At 45.1% G+C, this 20,122-nt stretch carries 18 protein-coding genes and 2 riboswitches; of the genes, 13 read left to right on the forward strand and 5 right to left on the reverse strand.

Annotated features, from left to right (window positions below; translation table 11 throughout):
- Positions 1-59: 59 nt before the first annotated feature.
- The 5 genes from WA325_RS18765 to gabP all read right to left on the reverse strand — a co-directional run bounded on the left by WA325_RS18765 (position 60) and on the right by gabP (position 5,309).
- Positions 60-269, reverse strand: a complete 210-nt coding sequence (locus tag WA325_RS18765; protein WP_003234008.1) for a cold-shock protein — start codon at positions 267-269, stop codon at positions 60-62.
- 82 nt (positions 270-351) lie between these two features.
- Positions 352-1,167, reverse strand: a complete 816-nt coding sequence (locus WA325_RS18770) for an alpha/beta fold hydrolase (RefSeq protein ID WP_105991262.1) — start codon at positions 1,165-1,167, stop codon at positions 352-354.
- Between the two features lie 13 nt (positions 1,168-1,180).
- Positions 1,181-2,167 (reverse strand): DUF4003 domain-containing protein, encoded by a 987-nt coding sequence (locus WA325_RS18775; RefSeq protein ID WP_105991263.1) that lies wholly within the window; start codon positions 2,165-2,167, stop codon positions 1,181-1,183.
- A gap of 104 nt (positions 2,168-2,271) precedes the next feature.
- Positions 2,272-3,813 carry an outer spore coat copper-dependent laccase CotA gene (cotA, locus tag WA325_RS18780; protein ID WP_105954724.1) on the reverse strand — a complete coding sequence of 514 codons (1,542 nt, stop codon included), beginning with the start codon at positions 3,811-3,813 and terminating at the stop codon, positions 2,272-2,274.
- Positions 3,814-3,899: 86 nt separating this feature from the next.
- Positions 3,900-5,309, reverse strand: coding sequence for a GABA permease (gene gabP / locus WA325_RS18785; protein ID WP_105954725.1), 1,410 nt, complete (start codon positions 5,307-5,309; stop codon positions 3,900-3,902).
- A 411-nt stretch (positions 5,310-5,720) separates the two neighbouring features.
- Here gabP and mneS point away from each other — a divergent pair, with 411 nt between their 5' ends.
- From mneS to purB, 13 genes are all read left to right on the forward strand, one after another.
- Positions 5,721-6,593, forward strand: a complete 873-nt coding sequence (gene mneS / locus WA325_RS18790; protein ID WP_024120430.1) for a manganese transporter MneS — start codon at positions 5,721-5,723, stop codon at positions 6,591-6,593.
- Positions 6,594-6,753: 160 nt separating this feature from the next.
- On the forward strand, positions 6,754-7,716 hold the full coding sequence (locus tag WA325_RS18795) for an AAA family ATPase (protein ID WP_105954726.1): 963 nt from the start codon (positions 6,754-6,756) through the stop codon (positions 7,714-7,716).
- Positions 7,716-8,912, forward strand: coding sequence for a DUF58 domain-containing protein (locus WA325_RS18800; RefSeq protein WP_336184077.1), 1,197 nt, complete (start codon positions 7,716-7,718; stop codon positions 8,910-8,912). Before WA325_RS18795 ends, WA325_RS18800 begins: the two co-directional genes overlap by 1 nt.
- 20 nt (positions 8,913-8,932) lie before the next feature.
- Entirely contained in the window at positions 8,933-11,137 is a 2,205-nt protein-coding gene (locus tag WA325_RS18805) for a DUF4129 domain-containing transglutaminase family protein (RefSeq protein ID WP_336184078.1), read from the forward strand.
- A 161-nt stretch (positions 11,138-11,298) separates the two neighbouring features.
- Positions 11,299-12,840: a glutamine-hydrolyzing GMP synthase gene (gene guaA / locus WA325_RS18810; RefSeq protein ID WP_305935235.1), complete on the forward strand. Its 1,542-nt coding sequence runs from the start codon at positions 11,299-11,301 to the stop codon at positions 12,838-12,840.
- Between the two features lie 143 nt (positions 12,841-12,983).
- Positions 12,984-13,085: riboswitch (purine riboswitch) on the forward strand.
- A gap of 135 nt (positions 13,086-13,220) precedes the next feature.
- Positions 13,221-14,543, forward strand: coding sequence for a hypoxanthine/guanine permease PbuG (gene pbuG, locus WA325_RS18815; RefSeq protein ID WP_202853374.1), 1,323 nt, complete (start codon positions 13,221-13,223; stop codon positions 14,541-14,543).
- 215 nt (positions 14,544-14,758) lie between these two features.
- The gene (locus tag WA325_RS18820) at positions 14,759-15,556 is read left to right on the forward strand and encodes a hypothetical protein (protein WP_336184079.1); all 798 of its coding nucleotides are present in this window, start codon (positions 14,759-14,761) and stop codon (positions 15,554-15,556) included.
- Positions 15,557-15,685: 129 nt separating this feature from the next.
- Positions 15,686-15,853: a Fur-regulated basic protein FbpA gene (locus tag WA325_RS18825; RefSeq protein ID WP_202853375.1), complete on the forward strand. Its 168-nt coding sequence runs from the start codon at positions 15,686-15,688 to the stop codon at positions 15,851-15,853.
- Between the two features lie 214 nt (positions 15,854-16,067).
- On the forward strand, positions 16,068-16,622 hold the full coding sequence (locus WA325_RS18830) for a DUF2179 domain-containing protein (RefSeq protein WP_024120437.1): 555 nt from the start codon (positions 16,068-16,070) through the stop codon (positions 16,620-16,622).
- The gene (locus WA325_RS18835; protein ID WP_336184080.1) at positions 16,622-16,819 is read left to right on the forward strand and encodes an NETI motif-containing protein; all 198 of its coding nucleotides are present in this window, start codon (positions 16,622-16,624) and stop codon (positions 16,817-16,819) included. Before WA325_RS18830 ends, WA325_RS18835 begins: the two co-directional genes overlap by 1 nt.
- 79 nt (positions 16,820-16,898) lie before the next feature.
- Positions 16,899-17,000, forward strand: a riboswitch (purine riboswitch).
- A gap of 140 nt (positions 17,001-17,140) precedes the next feature.
- Positions 17,141-17,629, forward strand: a complete 489-nt coding sequence (gene purE, locus WA325_RS18840) for a 5-(carboxyamino)imidazole ribonucleotide mutase (protein WP_326325456.1) — start codon at positions 17,141-17,143, stop codon at positions 17,627-17,629.
- Positions 17,622-18,764: a 5-(carboxyamino)imidazole ribonucleotide synthase gene (gene purK, locus WA325_RS18845; protein WP_105954732.1), complete on the forward strand. Its 1,143-nt coding sequence runs from the start codon at positions 17,622-17,624 to the stop codon at positions 18,762-18,764. The genes purE and purK overlap by 8 nt, the downstream gene beginning before the upstream one ends.
- Entirely contained in the window at positions 18,761-20,056 is a 1,296-nt protein-coding gene (gene purB, locus WA325_RS18850; protein ID WP_105954733.1) for an adenylosuccinate lyase, read from the forward strand. Before purK ends, purB begins: the two co-directional genes overlap by 4 nt.
- The last annotated feature ends 66 nt before the right edge of the window (positions 20,057-20,122 follow it).

Consider the following 20,122-nt stretch of genomic DNA (forward strand, 5'->3'; position numbering starts at 1 on the left):
ATTCGTATCTCTGATCGAGGATTGTTTGCTGATAGAGACTGCTTTTAAAAAGGGAAGAGCTAACTTGTTTTCGTTTGGCTGTTGTTTTGGAGATTCACTAATGAACGGATGCCGTCGACCATTTTACTTCCGCACAAAGGGCACAATGGCGTGTCACTGCTGGCGAAGTTTTTTCTGGTCCAGCCGTTGCAGTCTTCTTTTGTGCATTCCCAAGTACTCACATCTTCCTTTGGCAGCGGTTCTTGATTTCGTTTGTTATAGTAAGACATAAAGTCACTTCTTCCCTCATGTATTTTACTGCACATTTCTTATTGTCTCATACTTTGCCCTAATCTCCTAATTCCTTTTTCTTTATGACTTTCCAATCTGCTCATCTAAAAAGGACAGGAGCGTGCTGTTAAAAGCATCCGGTTCTTCTAAAAACGGACAATGGCTGCTCTTAGTAAATGTTACGAGCTTTGCGTTTGGAATATGTTCACGCAGGTGTTCTCCGGCTTCTATTGAGAAAAATTTGCGGTCTTCTCCGAAGCATAACAATGTCGGCACATGAACGTTTTGAATGGTTTCGCGATAATCAGCTGCCGTTTGATTAAATAAAATCGTACTTGAAATGGCTGCCGGCTGTTTCAGAATTTCGGCAAGCATCCATTCTGTTTCTGTTGATGCTGGCGGCTCTGCGAACATATTATTGATGAAGCTTTTGTAGAATGGAAGCGGCTCAGTTTGAATAGCGTGCATCGCTGTTTTCAAGCCGTCAAAGTCAAACGGGCCGTGTCCCCAGCCGTCCCATTGGTAGTCGGAAGCCGATTGATCGACGATAACAGCGGCTCGTATGTTATCATTCCCAAATTGATTGATATAATCCCATACCACGAAAGCGCCCATTGACCAGCCAACAAGGACGGCAGGCTCAAGCTCCATCGCACACATAAATTCCTTGATATCACGGGCGTATTGAGAAATGGTGTGTCCATGAAGAACTTTGTCGGATTCGCCGTGCCCTCTAAGGTCGAGGCGAATACATTGATAATTGGCAGATAGCGCTGAAAGTTGTTTGTGGAAAAATTGTCCGCTCATAAGCACGCCGTGTATAAATAGGATCGGTGTCCCGCTCCCGTGAGTTTCGTAGTACAGGCGGGTCTGATCTTCTAATGTGATATATGGCATGTTTTCTCCTCCTTTAGTTTCCGTCATGTGAATGAATGGCTGATGAACTGATGATCACAGCTGTTGCGGCTGCCTGCTGTGCTTGGATGGCCGTTTCAATAGCTGTGTATAGGCCTGATTCCATCAGCAGATTTTTCTCCATATACTCGCTGAGATATAAGCTGACAGCAATTTTGAAGTTCATATCCTTTTCCCATTTAAATGCTTTTTCTTGGTTCAGCTCATGAGTGATGCCTAAAACGGTTTTGATGTCCGGCTCTTCCAAGAATGTGAGAAGGGCGAGATCGGGATAATGAAAATCTTTTGGCTTTTTATGAGATTCAGTAATGGATTGAAAGATCAGTTTGCATTGGGAAACAAGGGTTTCAGGGTCTTTTTCGCTTTGCAGGGCAAGAATATGGCTGACGTGTTGTAAGTATTGGCCTTTTTTAAAGCCGTTAGCGGACAGCAGCTGATAACATGTTTCTGCCTTGTTCAGCGCCTGCAAACCATTTCCGTTTTGGGCAAGCAATACGGCAAGCGGAACATTTTGAGTTGAAGTGAGGAAATAGTGATTTTTCTTCATCTGCTGATAAACAGAGAGCCCCATGTTCATCTGTTCTCTTTGGTTTATCGTTTCGGTCTTGCCGGTGAGCAGGATCAGAGCGGAAAGGTACGTGAAAATATCCCGTTTATATCCATGTTTCACCATTTGGCTGTATACATCGATGAAAGTAAGAAACGCTTGCTTCGCCTCATGCTGAAAATGAATATCCAGAATTGAAGCGACAGTAAAGCGATGGTGAGAATTGAGTGTTGAGAAGCTGCCGATGTTTGATTTTATATAGCTGCTCAAATCATAAAAGCGCTGAAAATCAAAATCTCTTTTATTCACAATATATGCAGAGGAGATGAGCATTAATATCTGATTATGAGCAACTTTCCACCTTAATTTTGATTTTAATTCGTCATAAATTGAAATGTATTGATTTGTTTTATGTTTAAGATCGTTTGTCAGCATAAAAAGCCGCTCCTTTCTTCGCTGTTTCTAAGTTATACGATTTATGGAAGAAAAAAGTTTCATAGATAAAAAAACCTGCCTGCAGCAGGCAAGTTTTATGGGACTTATTTATGGGGGTCAATTACATCCATCGGTCTCATCATGTCATAGTCTTCATGCTCAAGAATGTGGCAATGCCATACGTACCGCCCAGTGTACGGCCCGAATGTTACGGCGATTCTCAGGACTTCACCGGCGTGGGACTGAACTGTGTCTTTCCAGCCTTTTTCACTTGGTGGCGGCGGAACGGCGGGTCCGGTGTAGGCCAGTTCTCCGCGCTCTTCAAAACGGGCTGTATCAAATGGGCGCCGGTCCAATACACGGAAGGAGACCAAATGAAGATGGATCGGATGTGTTCCGCGAGTCGGGTTGATGATCGACCATATTTCGGTAGAACCGGCTTTCGGTGCTTCAGTGACAGGATCGTGCCAGCGTTTGTTGTTAAGAAGAAGGACGGGTCTGCCGTATTGGTCTTGAGTGCCTGCCAGCTTCAATGTTCGGAGGTTTTGTATTCTTTCATGCTGTACCGAAGGGTAAGATGCCAGGTATTTTGGTTTTCTGCTCTCGTCTTTTTGGGCTAACGGTTTTGTGACTCTGAATTGCATGATGTTTGCGTCTGTTTCCGGATTAACGTCACCGCCGCAGCCCTCGCTGTTTGCTAAAATGATCGATTGTCCTTCAAACGCGGCGAAGTCAATGAGAATATCAAAGCGCTCAGCCGGCGCAATACTGAAGGAGTTTAGCTTGACGGAACGCGGCAAAAGTCCGCCATCAGAACCGATCTGGATAAATTCTCCGCCATTATCAAGTGACAGGTTATATGTTCTCGTATTAGAGGCATTGATGACGCGGAAGCGGTATTTTCTCGGTTCGACCTCCATGTATGGCCATGCCTTCCCGTTGACGAGAATTGTATCTCCGCAAAAGGCTGGAACGATTGACGGATTAGGCAGTGACGGTGAAGGGTTTTCCGGTCCGCTCGGATAAAATAAAGAGCCATCATCATTAATCGTACGGTCCGTGATCAAAAGCGGCACATCGTATTCACCTGATGGGAGCTTCAGGCGTTTTTCCTTTGGTTCATGGATGATATAAGCACCGACGAGCCCGGCATACACATTCAGCCTCGTGAGCGCCATGGCATGATCGTGATACCATAAAATAGCTCCGCGCTGCTGATTCGGATAATGGTAAACCTCTCGTTTAAAATAAGGGCCTGTTTGTTCAAAGTCTTTAGAAAACCAGGCCTCAGGATAACCGTCGCTGTCATCTGGAGTGACGCCGCCGTGTAAATGAACGACGGTTTTTACCTCGGGTTCGGCATGCTGGCTGTCACTGTGATGAATGGTGTGATCAATCGGAAGAAAATGCTCTGAAGGAAGGTTATTCATCCATTTCACATAAACGTTTTCATTTCTTTTGGCCTTAATGGTGGGACCGGGGAATAAACCGTTATAGCCCCACAAGCGGGTTGGAGGGAGATCGCGGTGAAGCTGATGATAGCATTCCTCCATGGTTACTTCGTAGTATGTGCTTTCTTTTGACTGCTGTACCGGCTTTAGTGTATCTGGGATTGGGAGAGCATCCGCAAATTTTTCAAGTGTCATTTTCATCTGTCCTTATCTAAATATTCCCTAATTGGTACTATAGTTAATGACATTAAGGACGTGATGGTGACAAAAAAATCCTGCCGTTAAGGCAGGATATCGGGCTGCTGCTGAGTGACCGGTTTGGCTGCTGCTTTTTCAGTCACCTTGCGTTTTCTGAACACAAGATAAGAAAGCAATACAATGCCTGTGATAAAGCCTGTCAGCAGCAGTTCATCTCTCATCGATTCAATAAATGCCATGGATACTAAAATACCGCAGATGGCAATAATGGTCAGGTAGGTTAAGAACGGGAAGAACCACATCTTGATTTTCAATGCTTCCGGGTTTGTTTTTTCGAGGCTTTTTCTCATTCTCAGCTGGGAAACAGCGATAACAAGATAAACGAGCAGGGCGATTGCGCCTGATGAGTTGACTAAAAATAAAAAGACGGTGTCAGGTGAAAAGTAATTCATTACGACCGCGATATAAGAGAAAAATGTTCCGGCGACAATTGCTTGTACGGGAACTCCTTTTTTGCTCAGTTTCATAAAGCGGCGCGGCGCTTCGTTTCTTTCTGCAAGTGAATACAGCATTCTGGATGTGGTGTACAAACCTGAATTCAGGCAAGACAGTACAGCTGTGAGGACGATAAAGTTCATCATTTGCGCGGCTGCCGGCACTCCAATATGTTCGAGAACAGCGACGAAAGGGCTTTCTAAAATATTCGCTGAGTTCCAAGGCAGAAGCGCAACGACAACGGCGATTGAACCAACGTAAAAGACAATGATGCGCCATACAACGGATCGAGTCGCTTTTGTTACAGATTGGACCGGGTTTGATGTTTCACCGGCAGCAATCGCAACAATTTCCGTTCCCATAAAGGAGAAGATCACGACAACAATTCCGAGCAATACAGAGCCTATGCCTTCCGGGAAAAATCCGCCTTGGCCCGTAATATTTGCGAAACCGACTGGATCACTGCCTGGGGCGAAGCCAAAAATAAATGCAAAACCTACGATTAAGAATGCGATGATTGTAACAACTTTAATGAGGGAGAACCAATATTCAAACTCACCAAATGATTTAACAGAGTAGATGTTTGTCAGTGTGAGTAAAATCGTCAAAATTAAGCTCGTCATCCACAGCGGAATATCGTGGAACCAGTATTGGATAATGCCTGCTCCCGCGATTGCTTCAATAGCGATAACAATAACCCAGAAAAACCAGTAGAGCCAGCCGATTGCAAATCCTGCCCACGGTCCGATAGCGTCATGAGCGTATTGGGAGAATGATCCGCTTGTCGGGTTTACAGCCGACATTTCACCAAGCATTCGCATGATAAAGATGACCAATAATCCGGCTAATGCATAAGAGACAATGGCACCGGGCCCGGTCGAGTGAATCACTGAACCGCTGCCAACAAATAATCCGGCTCCGATGACGCCGGCGATAGAAATCATCGTCATATGTCGGGTCTTTAATTCTTTTTTTAATCCTGATTGAGACTGGTTCATATGTTACCTCCTCGAAAATTAAAGTTGTTACTGAATATTATGATAATTGAAACTGTAACATAAATATACATTTTGTCGAAAATTTATGTCAGAAAATATAACAGTTTATTTCAAATTTGTAGGGTTTTGTTTGCTGTTTTTGGAGTGAATATGTTCGAAATAAAAGAAAAAATTTTCCGTCAATTGCCCGTATTTTTGATTTGTTATATTTTTGAAAAAGTGTTGGATGGCTAGAAGTATTGGTATCATTGGATTTGAAACACTTTTTACAAATGAAAATAAGTTGCTTAGAGTAAAAATTGTTCTATCGTCACTATTTTTCTGTGGTGAGTGAATCATGTTTCTATAGACCCACTGCGGTTCAGCTTTGTATCATAATGATAGAAAACATGAGCGGAGAGGAGGTTTTTTATGGAGAGATATGATGAACTGAAAAAGGGAGAATCCGGGGCGCTGGTCAGTATTGCCGCGTATCTTGTGCTGTCCGCGATTAAGCTGATCATCGGCTATGTATTTCACTCGGAAGCTCTTACGGCAGACGGGCTAAATAACACAACAGACATTATTGCTTCTGTTGCTGTGCTGATCGGTCTCCGCATCTCTCAAAAGCCTCCTGACGAAGATCATCCATACGGCCACTTTCGGGCGGAAACAATTGCATCACTTATCGCATCTTTTATTATGATGGTTGTCGGCCTGCAAGTGCTTTTCAGCGCCGGTGAATCTATTTTTTCTGTGAAAGAAGAAACACCGGATATGATTGCGGCTTGGACGGCTGCAGGCGGGGCAGTCATGATGCTGATTGTCTATCAGTACAACAAAAGGCTTGCCAAAAAGGTGAACAGCCAAGCGCTGCTTGCGGCGGCGGCTGATAATAAATCGGACGCATTCGTCAGTGTCGGCACATTTATCGGTATTTTGGCCGCGCAATTCCATCTTGCATGGATTGATACGGTGACTGCGTTTGTCATCGGCCTTCTCATTTGCAAAACGGCATGGGATATTTTTAAGGAATCATCGCATTCATTGACTGATGGCTTTGACGTAAAGGACATGTCCGATTATAAACAGACGATCGAAAAAATCTCCGGTGTCAGCCGGTTAAAAGACATCAAGGCGAGATATTTGGGCAGCTCTGTGCACGTAGATGTAGTGGTTGAAGTGTCATCAGAGTTAAATATTACAGAAAGCCATGATATTGCGAATGAAATTGAGCGGAGAATGAAGGAGGAGCATGCGATTGATTATTCGCATGTTCATATGGAGCCTTTGCAAAACAAATAACTGGGTAATGAGAGCTTCCTGTCATGGGAGGCTTTTTTTGTTTGAGTGCTCTGTATGTATTGGCAGTAATTTGCTAGAATCGTTTTTTTATACAGGTCGTTTTTTGTGGTAAAGTTAGGTTACTATATGATGATTTTTGTAGATGACTAGGAGGAAGAGAATGTCATACCAAGAAGACCTGCATCCTTTGCTGGGAAAAGCAGTTGAACATATCGATAAAGTAATGGTTGGAAAACGGGACATCGCAAAACTCAGCTTAGCAGCTATTCTTGCCAAAGGACATGTGCTGCTTGAGGATGTGCCGGGCGTAGGGAAAACGATGATGGTTCGCGCTCTGGCGAAATCGATCGGCGCAGATTTTAAACGAATTCAATTCACACCGGATTTGCTGCCCTCCGATGTAACGGGTGTTTCTATTTATAATGCGAAAACAATGGAGTTCGAATACCGGCCGGGCCCGATTATGGGGAATATCGTGCTGGCTGACGAAATCAACCGAACATCCCCTAAGACACAGTCTGCCTTGCTTGAAGCGATGGAAGAGGGAAGCGTCACGGTAGACGGCAACACAATGCCGCTTGCCGCTCCATTTTTTGTTATGGCAACGCAAAACCCTGTGGAATATGAAGGGACATATCCTTTGCCGGAAGCCCAGCTTGACCGTTTTTTATTTAAACTTCGCTTGGGCTATCCGTCCTTTGAAGAGGAATTGGATGTCTTATCTCTCCAGGAAAAAAGCCATCCGATTGAGACGCTCGAGCCTGTGATTTCAAAAGAAGATTTCATCCGCCTGCAGAGAGAAGTGCAGGATGTCCGTGCTGATGACAGCATGAAGGAATATATTGTCGAAATCGTGCAAAAAACGAGACAGCATGCCTCTGTTCACTTAGGCGTCAGTCCGCGCGGATCCATCGCTCTCATGAAAGCGGCCCAGGCATTTGCGCTGCTTCATGACCGCGATTATGTCATTCCGGATGATATTCAATATCTTGCCCCTTATACGCTGCCGCACCGGATGCTCCTGCAGCCGGAAGCAAAATTTGAAGGGATCCAGGCAGAAACAATCATACGGGAGATCATGTCTGGCGTGAAAGTTCCGGTTCAAAGGTCGTCGGTCCGCTGATGAAAAAGACATTTCAATGGTTGATGTACGGGTGGAAACTGCTCGTATTAACGTTATTGACGGGTGCTGTTTTCTCTTATGCGATGTTTCAGGGCGGCTTTGTCAGCTGGTTTTTGTTTTATGCATGTCTCCCTTTTGTTGTATACGCCGGGCTGCTGGCGATGTACCCGCTCCGCTCCTTTCAGGTGTCGCGGCATATCGTCAAAACGCAATTGCATGCGGGAGACAGGCTGGAAGCTTCGATTACGCTTAAAAGAAAACTGCCGTTTCCCCTGATGTATATGGTGATTGAAGATTGTCTGCCGTCAGGGTTAGAGCCATTAAACGGAGATGAAGCTTTGGCCAAACATCTGGTGTTCCCATGGTTCAAACGGAGCATCACGATGTCATATCAAATAACGCCAGTACCGCGTGGAGAGCATCATTTTCATTCCGTCAGGCTTCGGACCGGGGATGTCCTCGGACTGATTGAAAAAACGGCGTTTTATGGGGCAGACGATGCGGTGTTTGTTTACCCGTTCTTTCAGCCTCTTCAGTACCAGCTGAATGAGCGATATCAGGAAGATGGCGTAAGCGGGGCATCACCTGTTCATCAGCACCATTCTTCTGTCGCAGCGAGTGTAAGGAACTATCAGCCGGGAGACCGTTTTGCGGCGTTAGACTGGAAGACTTCGGCGAGACGGAGCCAGCTGATGACGAAGGAATTTGAACCGTCGAGAAGCAAAAATCTGTTTATTCTGATGGACCGTTTTAGCTCTGATGCGTTCGAGGAGGTCGTTTCCGTGACAGCTTCGATTCTTCATTCTGTTTTGAAAAATGGCGCAGGAGCAGGTCTGGCTTCAGTCGGAAAGGAAAGGTCCATTTTTCCGATTCAGGAGGGAGAGCGGCATTTTAAACACATGCTCCATCACTTAGCCGTTTGTGATTGTGATGCTGCTGACCGCGTAAGCCGTTATGCACGTGAGGAGCTTGGGAAGCCGTCTGTTCGCCAGGCTGATAAAGTGATTGTCACGGGACAGATCACGGAGGATTTGGTGAAGATGTCAGAAGCAGGGATCGGCCCGGTTACCATTATACTGGCAAAAGAGAAAGACGCCGATCTTTCCCAAGGTGAGCATATGATGATCGAACGCATGCTGAAACACCAAATCAGAGTTCAAATCATGAGAGGCGGCCGAGCTTCGCGTGTTGTTTAGAAAGAGAGGTGACGGTGTACATGCCGCTTGATGACCAGAAGGGAAGCCGTTTGAGCTTGCTGTTATTTTATTTTCTGGCTTTTTTATTGCTGTGGGAGTGGCTCAGGCCGCTGGACCATTTTACAGACACGAAGCATACAGGCTTTTTTATTGTCTTTATCGGCTTGACGTTTCTGCTGACTTTTTTCAGGATGAGGTGGTTTGTCACCGTTCCTTTTTGTGTCTTATTTACGTTCATTTCGATACACATTCTGTTTTACGAAGGGTCTATTTTTGACTTAGGCTGGGTCAGCTCTTTTTTACAGGATGTCTATTTGAATATCACGTTTATTCAGACAGGACAATGGAATAATATGATTCCTTCTTTTCGGACCCTGCTGTTTTTTGTGCTGCTGTGGCTGCTGGTCTATCTCCTTCATTACTGGGTGATTTACCAGAGGAGGATCTTATTTTTCTTTATGATGACAGTGGCGTATATTACGATTCTTGATACATTTACGCCTTATGACGCCACTTACGCTGTTATCCGTATCGTGCTGATTGGCTTCTTTATGCTGGGCCTTCTGTATTTGGAACGCATTAAGCTGATGGAACGAATAACGTTACCGAAAGCGGCTGTTCTGAAATGGTTTCTCCCCCTGTCTGTGCTGATTTTGGCCGCGGTAGGATTTGGGCTTGCCGCGCCGAAATCAGATCCGAATTGGCCGGATCCCGTTCCTTTTCTCAAAAAAGTCACCAATCATGATCGTGTGCCGGCAGGAGAAAGCAAAATCGGATACGGGAATCACGATGAATCGCTCGGCGGTCCGTTTCAGCAGGACGCTACCCCTGTTTTCACATGGCAGGGAAAAGAGCGCACATATTTCCGCGTAGAAACGAAGGATACGTATACGGGAAAAGGCTGGATTGAAACAGACACGGGCATGTCGTATCAGCTTAGCGGAGGCAACGTTGAAAATCTGTGGTTTGATCATAAGGTTTCCACAGAGCGGAACACTGTACGCGTGAAGGTCGATGAGCGTTACGGATATAACCATGTAATGTATCCGATTGGTGCGCAAAGTATTAAGCCTAAGCAGGCTGTCTCGCTTGAAATGAACGGGAACACTGAACAAATTTCTCCGATCAGTGAGCAGGCCGGTGATATTCGGAACATGGGCAGTTATACAGTGACGTACAACTCCCCGGTCTATAAACAGGATGAGCTGAAAAAGGTGAAAGTGAGACAAAACAGTGAGGAGTACACATTCAGCGACCGCTATATGCAGCTGCCGGATACTCTGCCTGAGCGGGTGAGAACGCTAGCGATCAAGCTGACTCAGGATCACGATAATATGTTTGATAAGGTCAAAGCTGTTGAGGACTATTTAGGATCAAACGAGTTCACCTATGAAACAGAAAACGTCACCATCCCTAAAGATGATGAAGATTATGTGGATCAATTTCTGTTTGAAACAAAGATGGGCTATTGTGATAACTTTTCGTCCTCGATGGTGGTGCTCCTGCGTTCGGCCGGCATTCCGGCCCGCTGGGTAAAAGGATATACGTCTGGTGAATATAAAGAAGCGGGGAACAAAAACGGCAGCATCTATGAAGTGACAAATAACAACGCCCATTCCTGGGTAGAGGTGTATTTTCCAGAGCAGGGATGGGTCACTTTTGAGCCCACAAAAGGGTTCACAAATCCGGCTGAGTTTGCTTCCTCCGATACAAAGGATTCCGGCAGTGAAAGCAGCAGCTCGCCTGAGAAAGCAAAAGAGGAACAGAAAGAAAAGAGAAAACAGCCGGAGAAAGAGCAAAAACAAAAGGAAAAACGTGAGCCTGCCGTTTCCAAAAAAACGCCGTCTGCGCATGCAAGCGTTGGAGCAGGCTGGTATGCCGCCATGGCTGCGGTTCTTTTGACAGCGGTTTTGCTTTATGTTTTCCGTTCGTTATGGCTTCCTGTTTTCACAGTGAGAAAATTGAAGCACCGCAGTGATCAGCATGTGTTTTTTGAGGCATACGGCGCGCTCCTGAAACAGATGAAAAGAAGAGGCCTGCCTAAACGTGACAGCGAAACGCTGCGGGAGTATGCAAAACGAATCAACGAAACATATCATTCTGAAGACATGTTAAAGCTGACAGCAAACTATGAACGGGCGCTGTACAGAAATGACGATTCGGCAAAGCTTTGGAATGATTCCAGAGAGTTATGGGAAAATTTAATTAAAAGAAGATGGTCTTGACCGCTTATCGACGTGTTGTTAGAATTAGTGAATATTATCGGAGTCTGGGAGCGAGTTGCCTGACTCCGGCAAACGGCCTTGCCAAAGAGGGCGGAGCGTGTTTCATATCTGTCCTCGTTTTTTTCTGTGTCAAAAAACTTAGAGGAGATTAGGTGACAACCATGACAAAGTTAGTGAATGAAATGATTCTTGTCCTTGATTTCGGCAGTCAGTACAATCAGCTGATTACACGCCGCATCCGTGAATTTGGTGTATACAGTGAGCTGCATCCGCATACATTGACGGCTGAAGAAATTAAAGAAATGAATCCAAAAGGAATTATTTTATCCGGCGGTCCGAACAGTGTATATGATGAAGGCTCTTTCCGCTGTGACGAGAAAATCTTCGAATTAGATGTTCCTGTATTGGGAATTTGCTACGGCATGCAGCTGATGACTCATTACCTTGGAGGTAAAGTAGAAGCTGCCAGCCAGCGTGAATACGGCAAAGCGAACATCCACATCGAAGGAACACCTGATTTGTTCAAAGATCTTCCGAATGAACAAGTGGTTTGGATGAGCCACGGTGACTTGGTTGTAGAAGTGCCTGAAGGTTTCACTGTTGATGCGACAAGCCATCACTGCCCGAACTCAGCAATGAGCAAAGCGGATAAAAAATGGTACGGCGTTCAGTTCCACCCGGAAGTGCGCCATTCTGAATACGGCAATGACCTTCTGAAAAACTTTGTATTCGGCGTTTGCGAATGCGAAGGCAAATGGTCAATGGAGAACTTTATCGATATCGAAATGCAAAAAATCCGTGAAACGGTCGGAGACAAACAGGTTCTTTGCGCGCTTAGCGGCGGCGTTGATTCTTCTGTTGTTGCTGTTTTGATTCATAAAGCGATCGGCGACCAGCTGACTTGTATCTTTGTAGACCATGGCCTGCTCCGTAAAGGCGAGGCTGAAGGCGTTATGAAAACATTCAGCGAAGGCTTTAACATGAACGTGATTAAAGTAGACGCAAAAGACAGATTCTTAAATAAGCTAAAAGGTGTTTCTGATCCTGAGCAAAAGCGTAAAATCATCGGGAATGAATTCATTTATGTGTTCGACGATGAAGCGGACAAGCTCAAAGGCATCGACTACCTTGCACAAGGAACGCTTTACACGGATATCATCGAGAGCGGTACAGCAACGGCGCAAACGATCAAATCTCACCATAATGTCGGCGGGCTTCCTGAAGACATGCAGTTTGAACTGATCGAACCGTTAAACACGCTTTTCAAAGACGAAGTGCGCGCGCTTGGCACAGAGCTCGGCATTCCTGATGACATCGTATGGCGCCAGCCTTTCCCAGGACCGGGACTCGGCATCCGCGTTCTTGGCGAAGTAACAGAAGAAAAACTGGAAATCGTTCGTGAATCAGATGCGATTTTGCGTGAAGAGGTTGCTAATCATGGTTTAGAGCGTGATATCTGGCAATACTTCACTGTTCTTCCGGACATCCGCAGCGTTGGTGTTATGGGTGACGCGAGAACATATGATTACACAATCGGAATTCGCGCCGTTACATCAATCGACGGCATGACATCTGACTGGGCGCGTATCCCTTGGGATGTGCTTGAAGTGATTTCTACACGTATCGTAAATGAAGTAAAGCATATCAACCGCGTGGTGTACGATATTACAAGTAAGCCGCCTGCGACGATTGAGTGGGAATAAGTAAAAATAGTGAAAACCATTTTCTTTGGCAATTATGCCGAGAAGATGGTTTTTTTTGTTTATTACGAACAAAATCGATTTTTAACTGACTATTGTTCGTTATTTATATTGTCATTTCAAATTGAAGTTGGTACAATAGACTCAGAAATCAAATAAGGTGAATTCGTATAATCGCGGGGATATGGCCCGCAAGTTTCTACCAAGCTACCGTAAATGGCTTGACTACGTAAACATTTCTTTCGTTTGATATAAATAAAACAGGTTTATTTATTCAAACTGAAATCCGTCTGTAGTCAAGCGTCCCAAAATGTATTGGGGCGTTTTTTATTTGGCGATTTCAGGGCAGGATAAATAGCAAAGAGTGAAGGGAGTCATATAGCTTGAAAAAGTTTTTTCAGTTTGATGAGCTGGGCACCAGCTATCGCAACGAAATCATCGGCGGATTAACGACCTTTTTATCCATGGCGTATATCCTGTTCGTCAATCCGATTACGCTTGCTTTGGAAAGTGTGAAAGATTTTCCGGAAGCATTGAGAATAGATCAAGGCGCGGTCTTTACGGCGACAGCTTTGGCGTCTGCAGCAGGCTGTATCTTAATGGGATTGATTGCGAGATATCCAATCGCCATTGCGCCCGGTATGGGGCTGAACGCGTTTTTTGCGTTTTCTGTTGTTCTCGGTATGGGGATTTCCTGGCAGGCCGCTTTGTCTGGTGTTTTCATTTCAGGACTTATCTTTGTTGCTCTTTCTTTAACAGGTTTTCGTGAAAAAATCATTAACGCCATTCCGCCTGAGCTTAAATTGGCAGTCGGAGCGGGGATTGGTTTATTTATTACATTTGTCGGCTTGCAGGGCTCAGGAATTATTGCATCGAATCCTTCAACCCTTGTCACAATCGGAAACATTCACAGCGGTCCTGTGCTGCTAACGATTTTCGGTGTCATCGTAACGGTTATTTTGATGGTGCTTCGCGTGAACGCTGGCGTGTTTATCGGGATGCTGTTAACGGCGATTGCCGGGATGATTTTCGGTTTGGTTCCGGTTCCGTCTCAAATCGTCGGAAGTGTGCCGAGCCTTGAACCGACCTTTGGACAAGCTTGGATTCACTTGCCGGATATTTTCTCTGTGCAAATGCTGATCGTCATTTTAACATTCTTGTTTGTCGGATTTTTTGATACGGCTGGTACACTGGTTGCTGTGGCAACACAGGCTGGTTTAATGAAGGAAAACAAATTGCCGCGTGCGGGCCGTGCGCTTTTAGCTGACTCAACTTCCATCGTTATCGGCTCCGTGCTTGGGACGTCTACGACAACGTCTTATGTGGAATCAAGCTCGGGTGTTGCTGCGGGCGCTCGTTCCGGATTTGCGGCAATTGTAACTGGGTTTCTCTTTTTACTCGCTATGTTTTTCTCGCCGCTTCTATCAGTCGTTACGTCAAATGTAACAGCTCCGGCACTGATCATTGTCGGTGCACTAATGGTAGCGCCGCTTGGAAAAATCGCTTGGGATAAGTTCGAAGTGGCGGTTCCCGCTTTCCTTACAATGATCATGATGCCGCTAACGTACAGCATTGCGACTGGGATTGCGATCGGATTTATTTTCTACCCGATTACAATGGTGTGCAAAGGTAAAGCCAAAGAGGTTCATCCGATCATGTACGGACTGTTTGTTGTATTTATTCTTTACTTTATTTTCTTGAAATAATGAATGAAAACCAGCTGCGATGTTGCGGCTGGTTTTTTATTTTGTTGCGAAAGGTAAAACCATTTCATATCATATACCGTCATGTAGATGTGCCGCCATTGTTTACTTAAATGGAAATGACTTGACTGTTCAGGAAGGCTTCGGTACCTTATATAAGTGTTTTATTTTCTTACTGAATGGTATTCCGCCGTATATTTTTGATAGGAGTTGCTAACATGACGGAAGAAAGAAAAGAAACGTTTGAAGAAGAAGTTAACCGGAATGAAGGAATAGATGAAGAGCCGCTTTCGCGGATGTCCAGAAAGGCCAGCCGCCAAAGCAAGCAAAAGCAGAAACAAAAGCAGAAACAACATAAGGAACGCGTAGAATCGTCTGTGAAAGAAAAGCTATCCTCTGTTTGGGCAGCCATTAACAGATATTGCGGCTTTGCTTTTTCAATCTTAAAGTCTCCGGCGAAAACTGTTGTGGCAGATGGTTTCTCTCATTATAAATATGGTCTTATTTCAATGCTCATTTTCAGTATCGTTTTTTCAATCGGAAACTGGTTTCAGTTAAAGGCGAGCTGGAACAGGCCGCTTGGTTTTGGAGAGCGCCATCACGCGTTTTATGACGGATTTTTTGTTGTTCTTGTGTATATGCTCGTCTTTTTTGCTGTTATGGTCTTCTCCATATGGGCCGTGTCTCGGTATATGATGAAGCAAAAGGTATCGTTCAAGGAAGCTGCGGCTGGTTTTGGCTCATTGCTTGTTCCGGTGATCGCCGTTTCAATCATTTGGATGATATTTGCGATTGTGAATGTACCGATGCTGACTGTCCTTTTCACAGTGTTAATCCTGTTTTCGATCTTCTTTATGATGGCGTTGTATGTACAGCGTCTGTATCAGGCGGCAAGCGAGGCACCGATTGACTATATCTATTGTGTGTTTGCTGTTTTAGCCGTTGCGCTGCTGTTTGCGGCAGTGACTTGGCCGTTTATTTCTGAATATTTTACGGCATCGCTTATCCCGCTTTAATGTAAAAAAACCGGCTGAAAAGGCCGGTTTTTTTGATGTCACAGTTTTTACAAATATATCTAAAAAACACAGTTGAATTGTAGGATTAATCCGTGTATGATGAGGAAAATGCGGTGGAGGATGATGGACATGGCCCATTTACTTCGTCAGGCGATTTATCAAAAGAAGGAATTTTTAAAAACCAAATTAATGCTCTCAGAATTTTATCGCGGAAGAGGGGAACAGCTCGCTGATTATACGCTGAGTGAACTTGAGAAAGAATATGATTCCCTTCGGAAAATGAAAAAAGAGATGTGACAATAGATAAAGAAAAATGAGTCTGCTGAAAAGCGGGCTTTTTTGTTTGGATTTTGAAAAGGACAGAAAGAGGGTAAACTATTGCTGAGTGATGAAGAGAGTGTGTCGAAAAATTTTGCCTGCGATGACGGCCATAGCTGATTGTAAAGGGTTCATTTCTCTAGTAGAATATGAATGCTTTACGTAAGTTGAATGAGTAAGGAGGTTTTATAAAATGATGCAAACCTTATTATCAAACGGATTAGCAATGGTTCTCATTATTCTGATTATCAATGTTGTTTATGTATCATTTTTTACAATAAGAATGATTTTAACACTGAAAGGCCAGCGGTATTTAGCGGCCGGAATCAGCACCATTGAAATTCTGGTTTATGTGACAGGGCTGAGCCTTGTGCTTGATAACTTAGACCAGATTCAAAACGTGATTGCGTACGCACTCGGCTATGGTTTGGGCGTTATTGTCGGCATGAAAATCGAAGAAAAACTGGCGCTTGGCTATATTATGGTCAATGTGATTACGAAAGAGCTTGACCTCGATCTTCCAAGGCAGCTTCGTGAAAAAGGCTACGGCGTAACGAATTGGGTGGCCGGCGGGCTTGAAGGCGACCGCACGGCCCTGCAGATTTTGACGCCGAGAAGATATGAGCTGCAGCTGTATGATACGATTAAAACGCTTGATTCGAAAGCTTTTATTATTGCGTATGAACCAAAAACGATCCACGGCGGCTTCTGGGTCAAAGCGGTGAAGAAGAGGAGAATTAAAGAATAATGGCAAAGCCGAAGAAGAAAAAGTTTGAAGTGACAGAACAGCAAACAATAGAAGCAGTGCTTCAACAAATGAAAGAAGAAGGATATATGCCTGTACGTCGAATGGAAGAGCCGATTTTCAAGGAAAAGCTGGAAAATGGGTCAATTCAGATCGTTCCGTGCGGAAAAAAAATCGTATTTGAAGGGAAATTGGTCTAAAACACGAACATTAGAAGAATGAATTTTTGTATCGTTCGATAATATCGTTGACATTATCCAAGTCCGTTGTTAAGATAAACATGAAATCAAAACACGACCTCATATAATCTTGGGAATATGGCCCATAAGTTTCTACCCGGCAACCGTAAATTGCCGGACTATGCAGGAAAGTGATCGATAAAACTGACATGGATATATCGCAGAAGCGAACGACTGCCGATACATGCACCATGCCCGGTTTGTATTGCTTCCTCATAAGTCAATACAAAGCCGGGTATTTTTTATTTTCTGAAAACTAAAGCATTAGAAGGTGGGAACAGAATGCAGCCGCTAGTAGGAATCATCATGGGAAGCACTTCCGATTGGGAGACAATGAAAAACGCATGCGACATACTTGAAGAACTTGGAGTGCCGTACGAAAAGAAGGTGGTTTCCGCTCACCGGACGCCTGATTTCATGTTTGAATACGCTGAAACGGCCAGAGATAGAGGCATCAAGGTGATTATCGCCGGTGCTGGAGGAGCGGCGCACCTGCCGGGGATGACAGCTGCTAAAACGACGCTGCCGGTCATCGGCGTTCCGGTTCAATCCAAGGCGCTGAACGGACTCGATTCACTTCTTTCCATCGTGCAAATGCCTGGAGGCGTGCCAGTTGCCACAACAGCCATCGGAAAAGCGGGCGCTGTGAACGCAGGTCTGTTAGCGGCGCAAATTTTGTCAGCTTTTGACGAGGATCTGGCCAGAAAGTTAGATGAAAGAAGAGAAAATACAAAACAAACAGTGTTAGAAAGCAGTGATCAGCTTGTCTAATCAAATCATCTATCCGGGAGCCGTCATCGGCATTATCGGCGGCGGACAGCTTGGAAAAATGATGGCTGTCTCCGCAAAACAAATGGGGTATAAAGTCGCGGTCGTCGATCCGGTAAAAGACTCGCCGTGCGGGCAGGTCGCGGATATTGAAATCACCGCTTCATACAACGACCGCGAAGCGATTCGGAAATTGGCTGAGATCAGCGATATTATCACGTATGAGTTTGAAAACATCGATTATGATGCGCTGCATTGGCTGAAAGGTCATGCGTATCTCCCGCAAGGAAGTGAGCTGCTGCTCATTACCCAAAACCGTGAAACAGAGAAAAAAGCGATTCAATCCGCGGGCTGTGAAGTTGCACCTTACCGCATCGTCAAAACAAAGGGTGAGCTGAAAGAGGCGGTTCAGTCGCTGGGGCTTCCCGCAGTGCTGAAAACATGCCGCGGCGGATATGACGGCAAAGGCCAATTTGTCATCAAGGAAGCGTCACAAATAGAAGAGGCTTCGGCTCTTTTAGAGCACGGAACCTGCATTCTCGAAAGCTGGGTTTCTTTTAAAATGGAACTGTCCGTGATTGTTGTCAGATCGGTAAACGGAGAGATTTCGACGTTCCCGGCCGCAGAAAACATTCACCACAATAATATTCTGTTCCAAAGTATCGTGCCTGCACGGGTTGAAGAAAGGATTCAGGAAAAGGCTGCTGAGCTGGCCGTTAAGCTCGCAGATGAGCTGAACCTTGTCGGACCGCTTGCTGTTGAAATGTTCCTGACAGAGGGCGATGAGCTTTTGGTTAATGAACTGGCGCCAAGACCGCACAATTCAGGACATTACACGCTGGATCTTTGCGAAACAAGCCAGTTTGAACAGCATATCAGAGCGGTCTGCGGCCTTCCGCTTGGAAAAACGGAGCTGCTGAAGCCTGGCATGATGGTGAATCTTCTCGGCGATGAAGTGAAGATCCCAGAGGAAGAGCCAGAGCTTTTAAAAGAAGCAAAGCTTTATGTATACGGAAAACATGAAATCAAAAAAGGCCGCAAAATGGGGCATATTACTTTTATGAAGCAGCCTGAAGACGAATGGATTCAGGAGATCACAAATAAATGGAGAAATAGAGACGGAGGACAAGCAGAATGATCGAACGTTATTCAAGACCTGAAATGTCCGCGATTTGGACGGATGAAAACAGATTTCAAGCATGGTTAGAGGTTGAAATTCTTGCCTGTGAAGCGTGGGCGGAGCTTGGCGTTATTCCAAAAGAAGACGTAAAGCTGATGCGCGAAAACGCGTCATTTGACATCAACCGCATATTAGAAATCGAACAGGACACGCGCCATGACGTAGTTGCTTTTACGCGCGCTGTATCCGAATCACTGGGCGAAGAAAGAAAATGGGTGCATTACGGCTTAACGTCAACTGACGTCGTAGATACCGCTCTTTCTTACTTATTAAAACAGGCAAATGACATTCTGCTCAAGGACCTTGAGAGATTTGTTGACATTATAAAAGAAAAAGCGAAAGAACATAAATACACAGTCATGATGGGCCGTACACACGGCGTACACGCAGAGCCTACAACATTTGGTTTAAAACTGGCGCTTTGGCACGAAGAAATGAAACGCAATCTGGAACGCTTTAAACAAGCGAAGGAAGGCATCGAGGTTGGTAAGATTTCCGGTGCTGTCGGCACATATGCGAACATTGATCCGTTTGTAGAGCAGTATGTTTGTGAGAAACTCGGCCTGAAAGCCGCACCGATTTCAACACAAACGCTTCAGCGTGACCGCCATGCTGATTATATGGCGACACTTGCTTTGATTGCGACAAGCATTGAGAAATTCGCGGTTGAAATTCGCGGACTGCAAAAGAGTGAAACACGCGAGGTCGAGGAATTTTTTGCGAAAGGGCAAAAAGGTTCATCAGCTATGCCGCATAAACGGAATCCGATCGGTTCTGAAAACATGACAGGTATAGCGCGTGTCATTCGCGGCTACATGATGACAGCTTACGAAAATGTTCCGTTATGGCATGAGCGCGATATTTCTCATTCTTCAGCGGAACGGATTATTCTTCCGGATGCGACAATCGCGCTGAATTACATGCTGAACCGCTTCTCCAACATCGTGAAGAACTTAACGGTCTTCCCGGAAAACATGAAGCGCAACATGGACCGCACATTGGGGCTGATCTACTCACAGCGCGTGCTGCTGGCATTGATTGACACGGGCCTGACTCGTGAAGAAGCTTATGACACAGTGCAGCCGAAAGCAATGGAGGCCTGGGAAAAGCAAGTACCGTTCCGTGAGCTTGTGGAAGCGGAAGAGAAAATCACTTCCCGTCTTTCTCCGGAAAAAATTGCTGACTGCTTTGATTACAACTACCATCTGAAAAATGTGGATCTGATCTTTGAACGTTTAGGTTTAGCATAGAAGAAGCTTTTAGGCGGCTTCTTCCGTGCCGCCTTAGTTTGAAAATTCCCAACATTCGGGTTAGGA

Origin of the sequence: Bacillus sp. 205(2023) (genome assembly GCF_037027485.1) — a bacterium.
In the GTDB taxonomy this organism is placed as follows: domain Bacteria; phylum Bacillota; class Bacilli; order Bacillales; family Bacillaceae; genus Bacillus; species Bacillus halotolerans.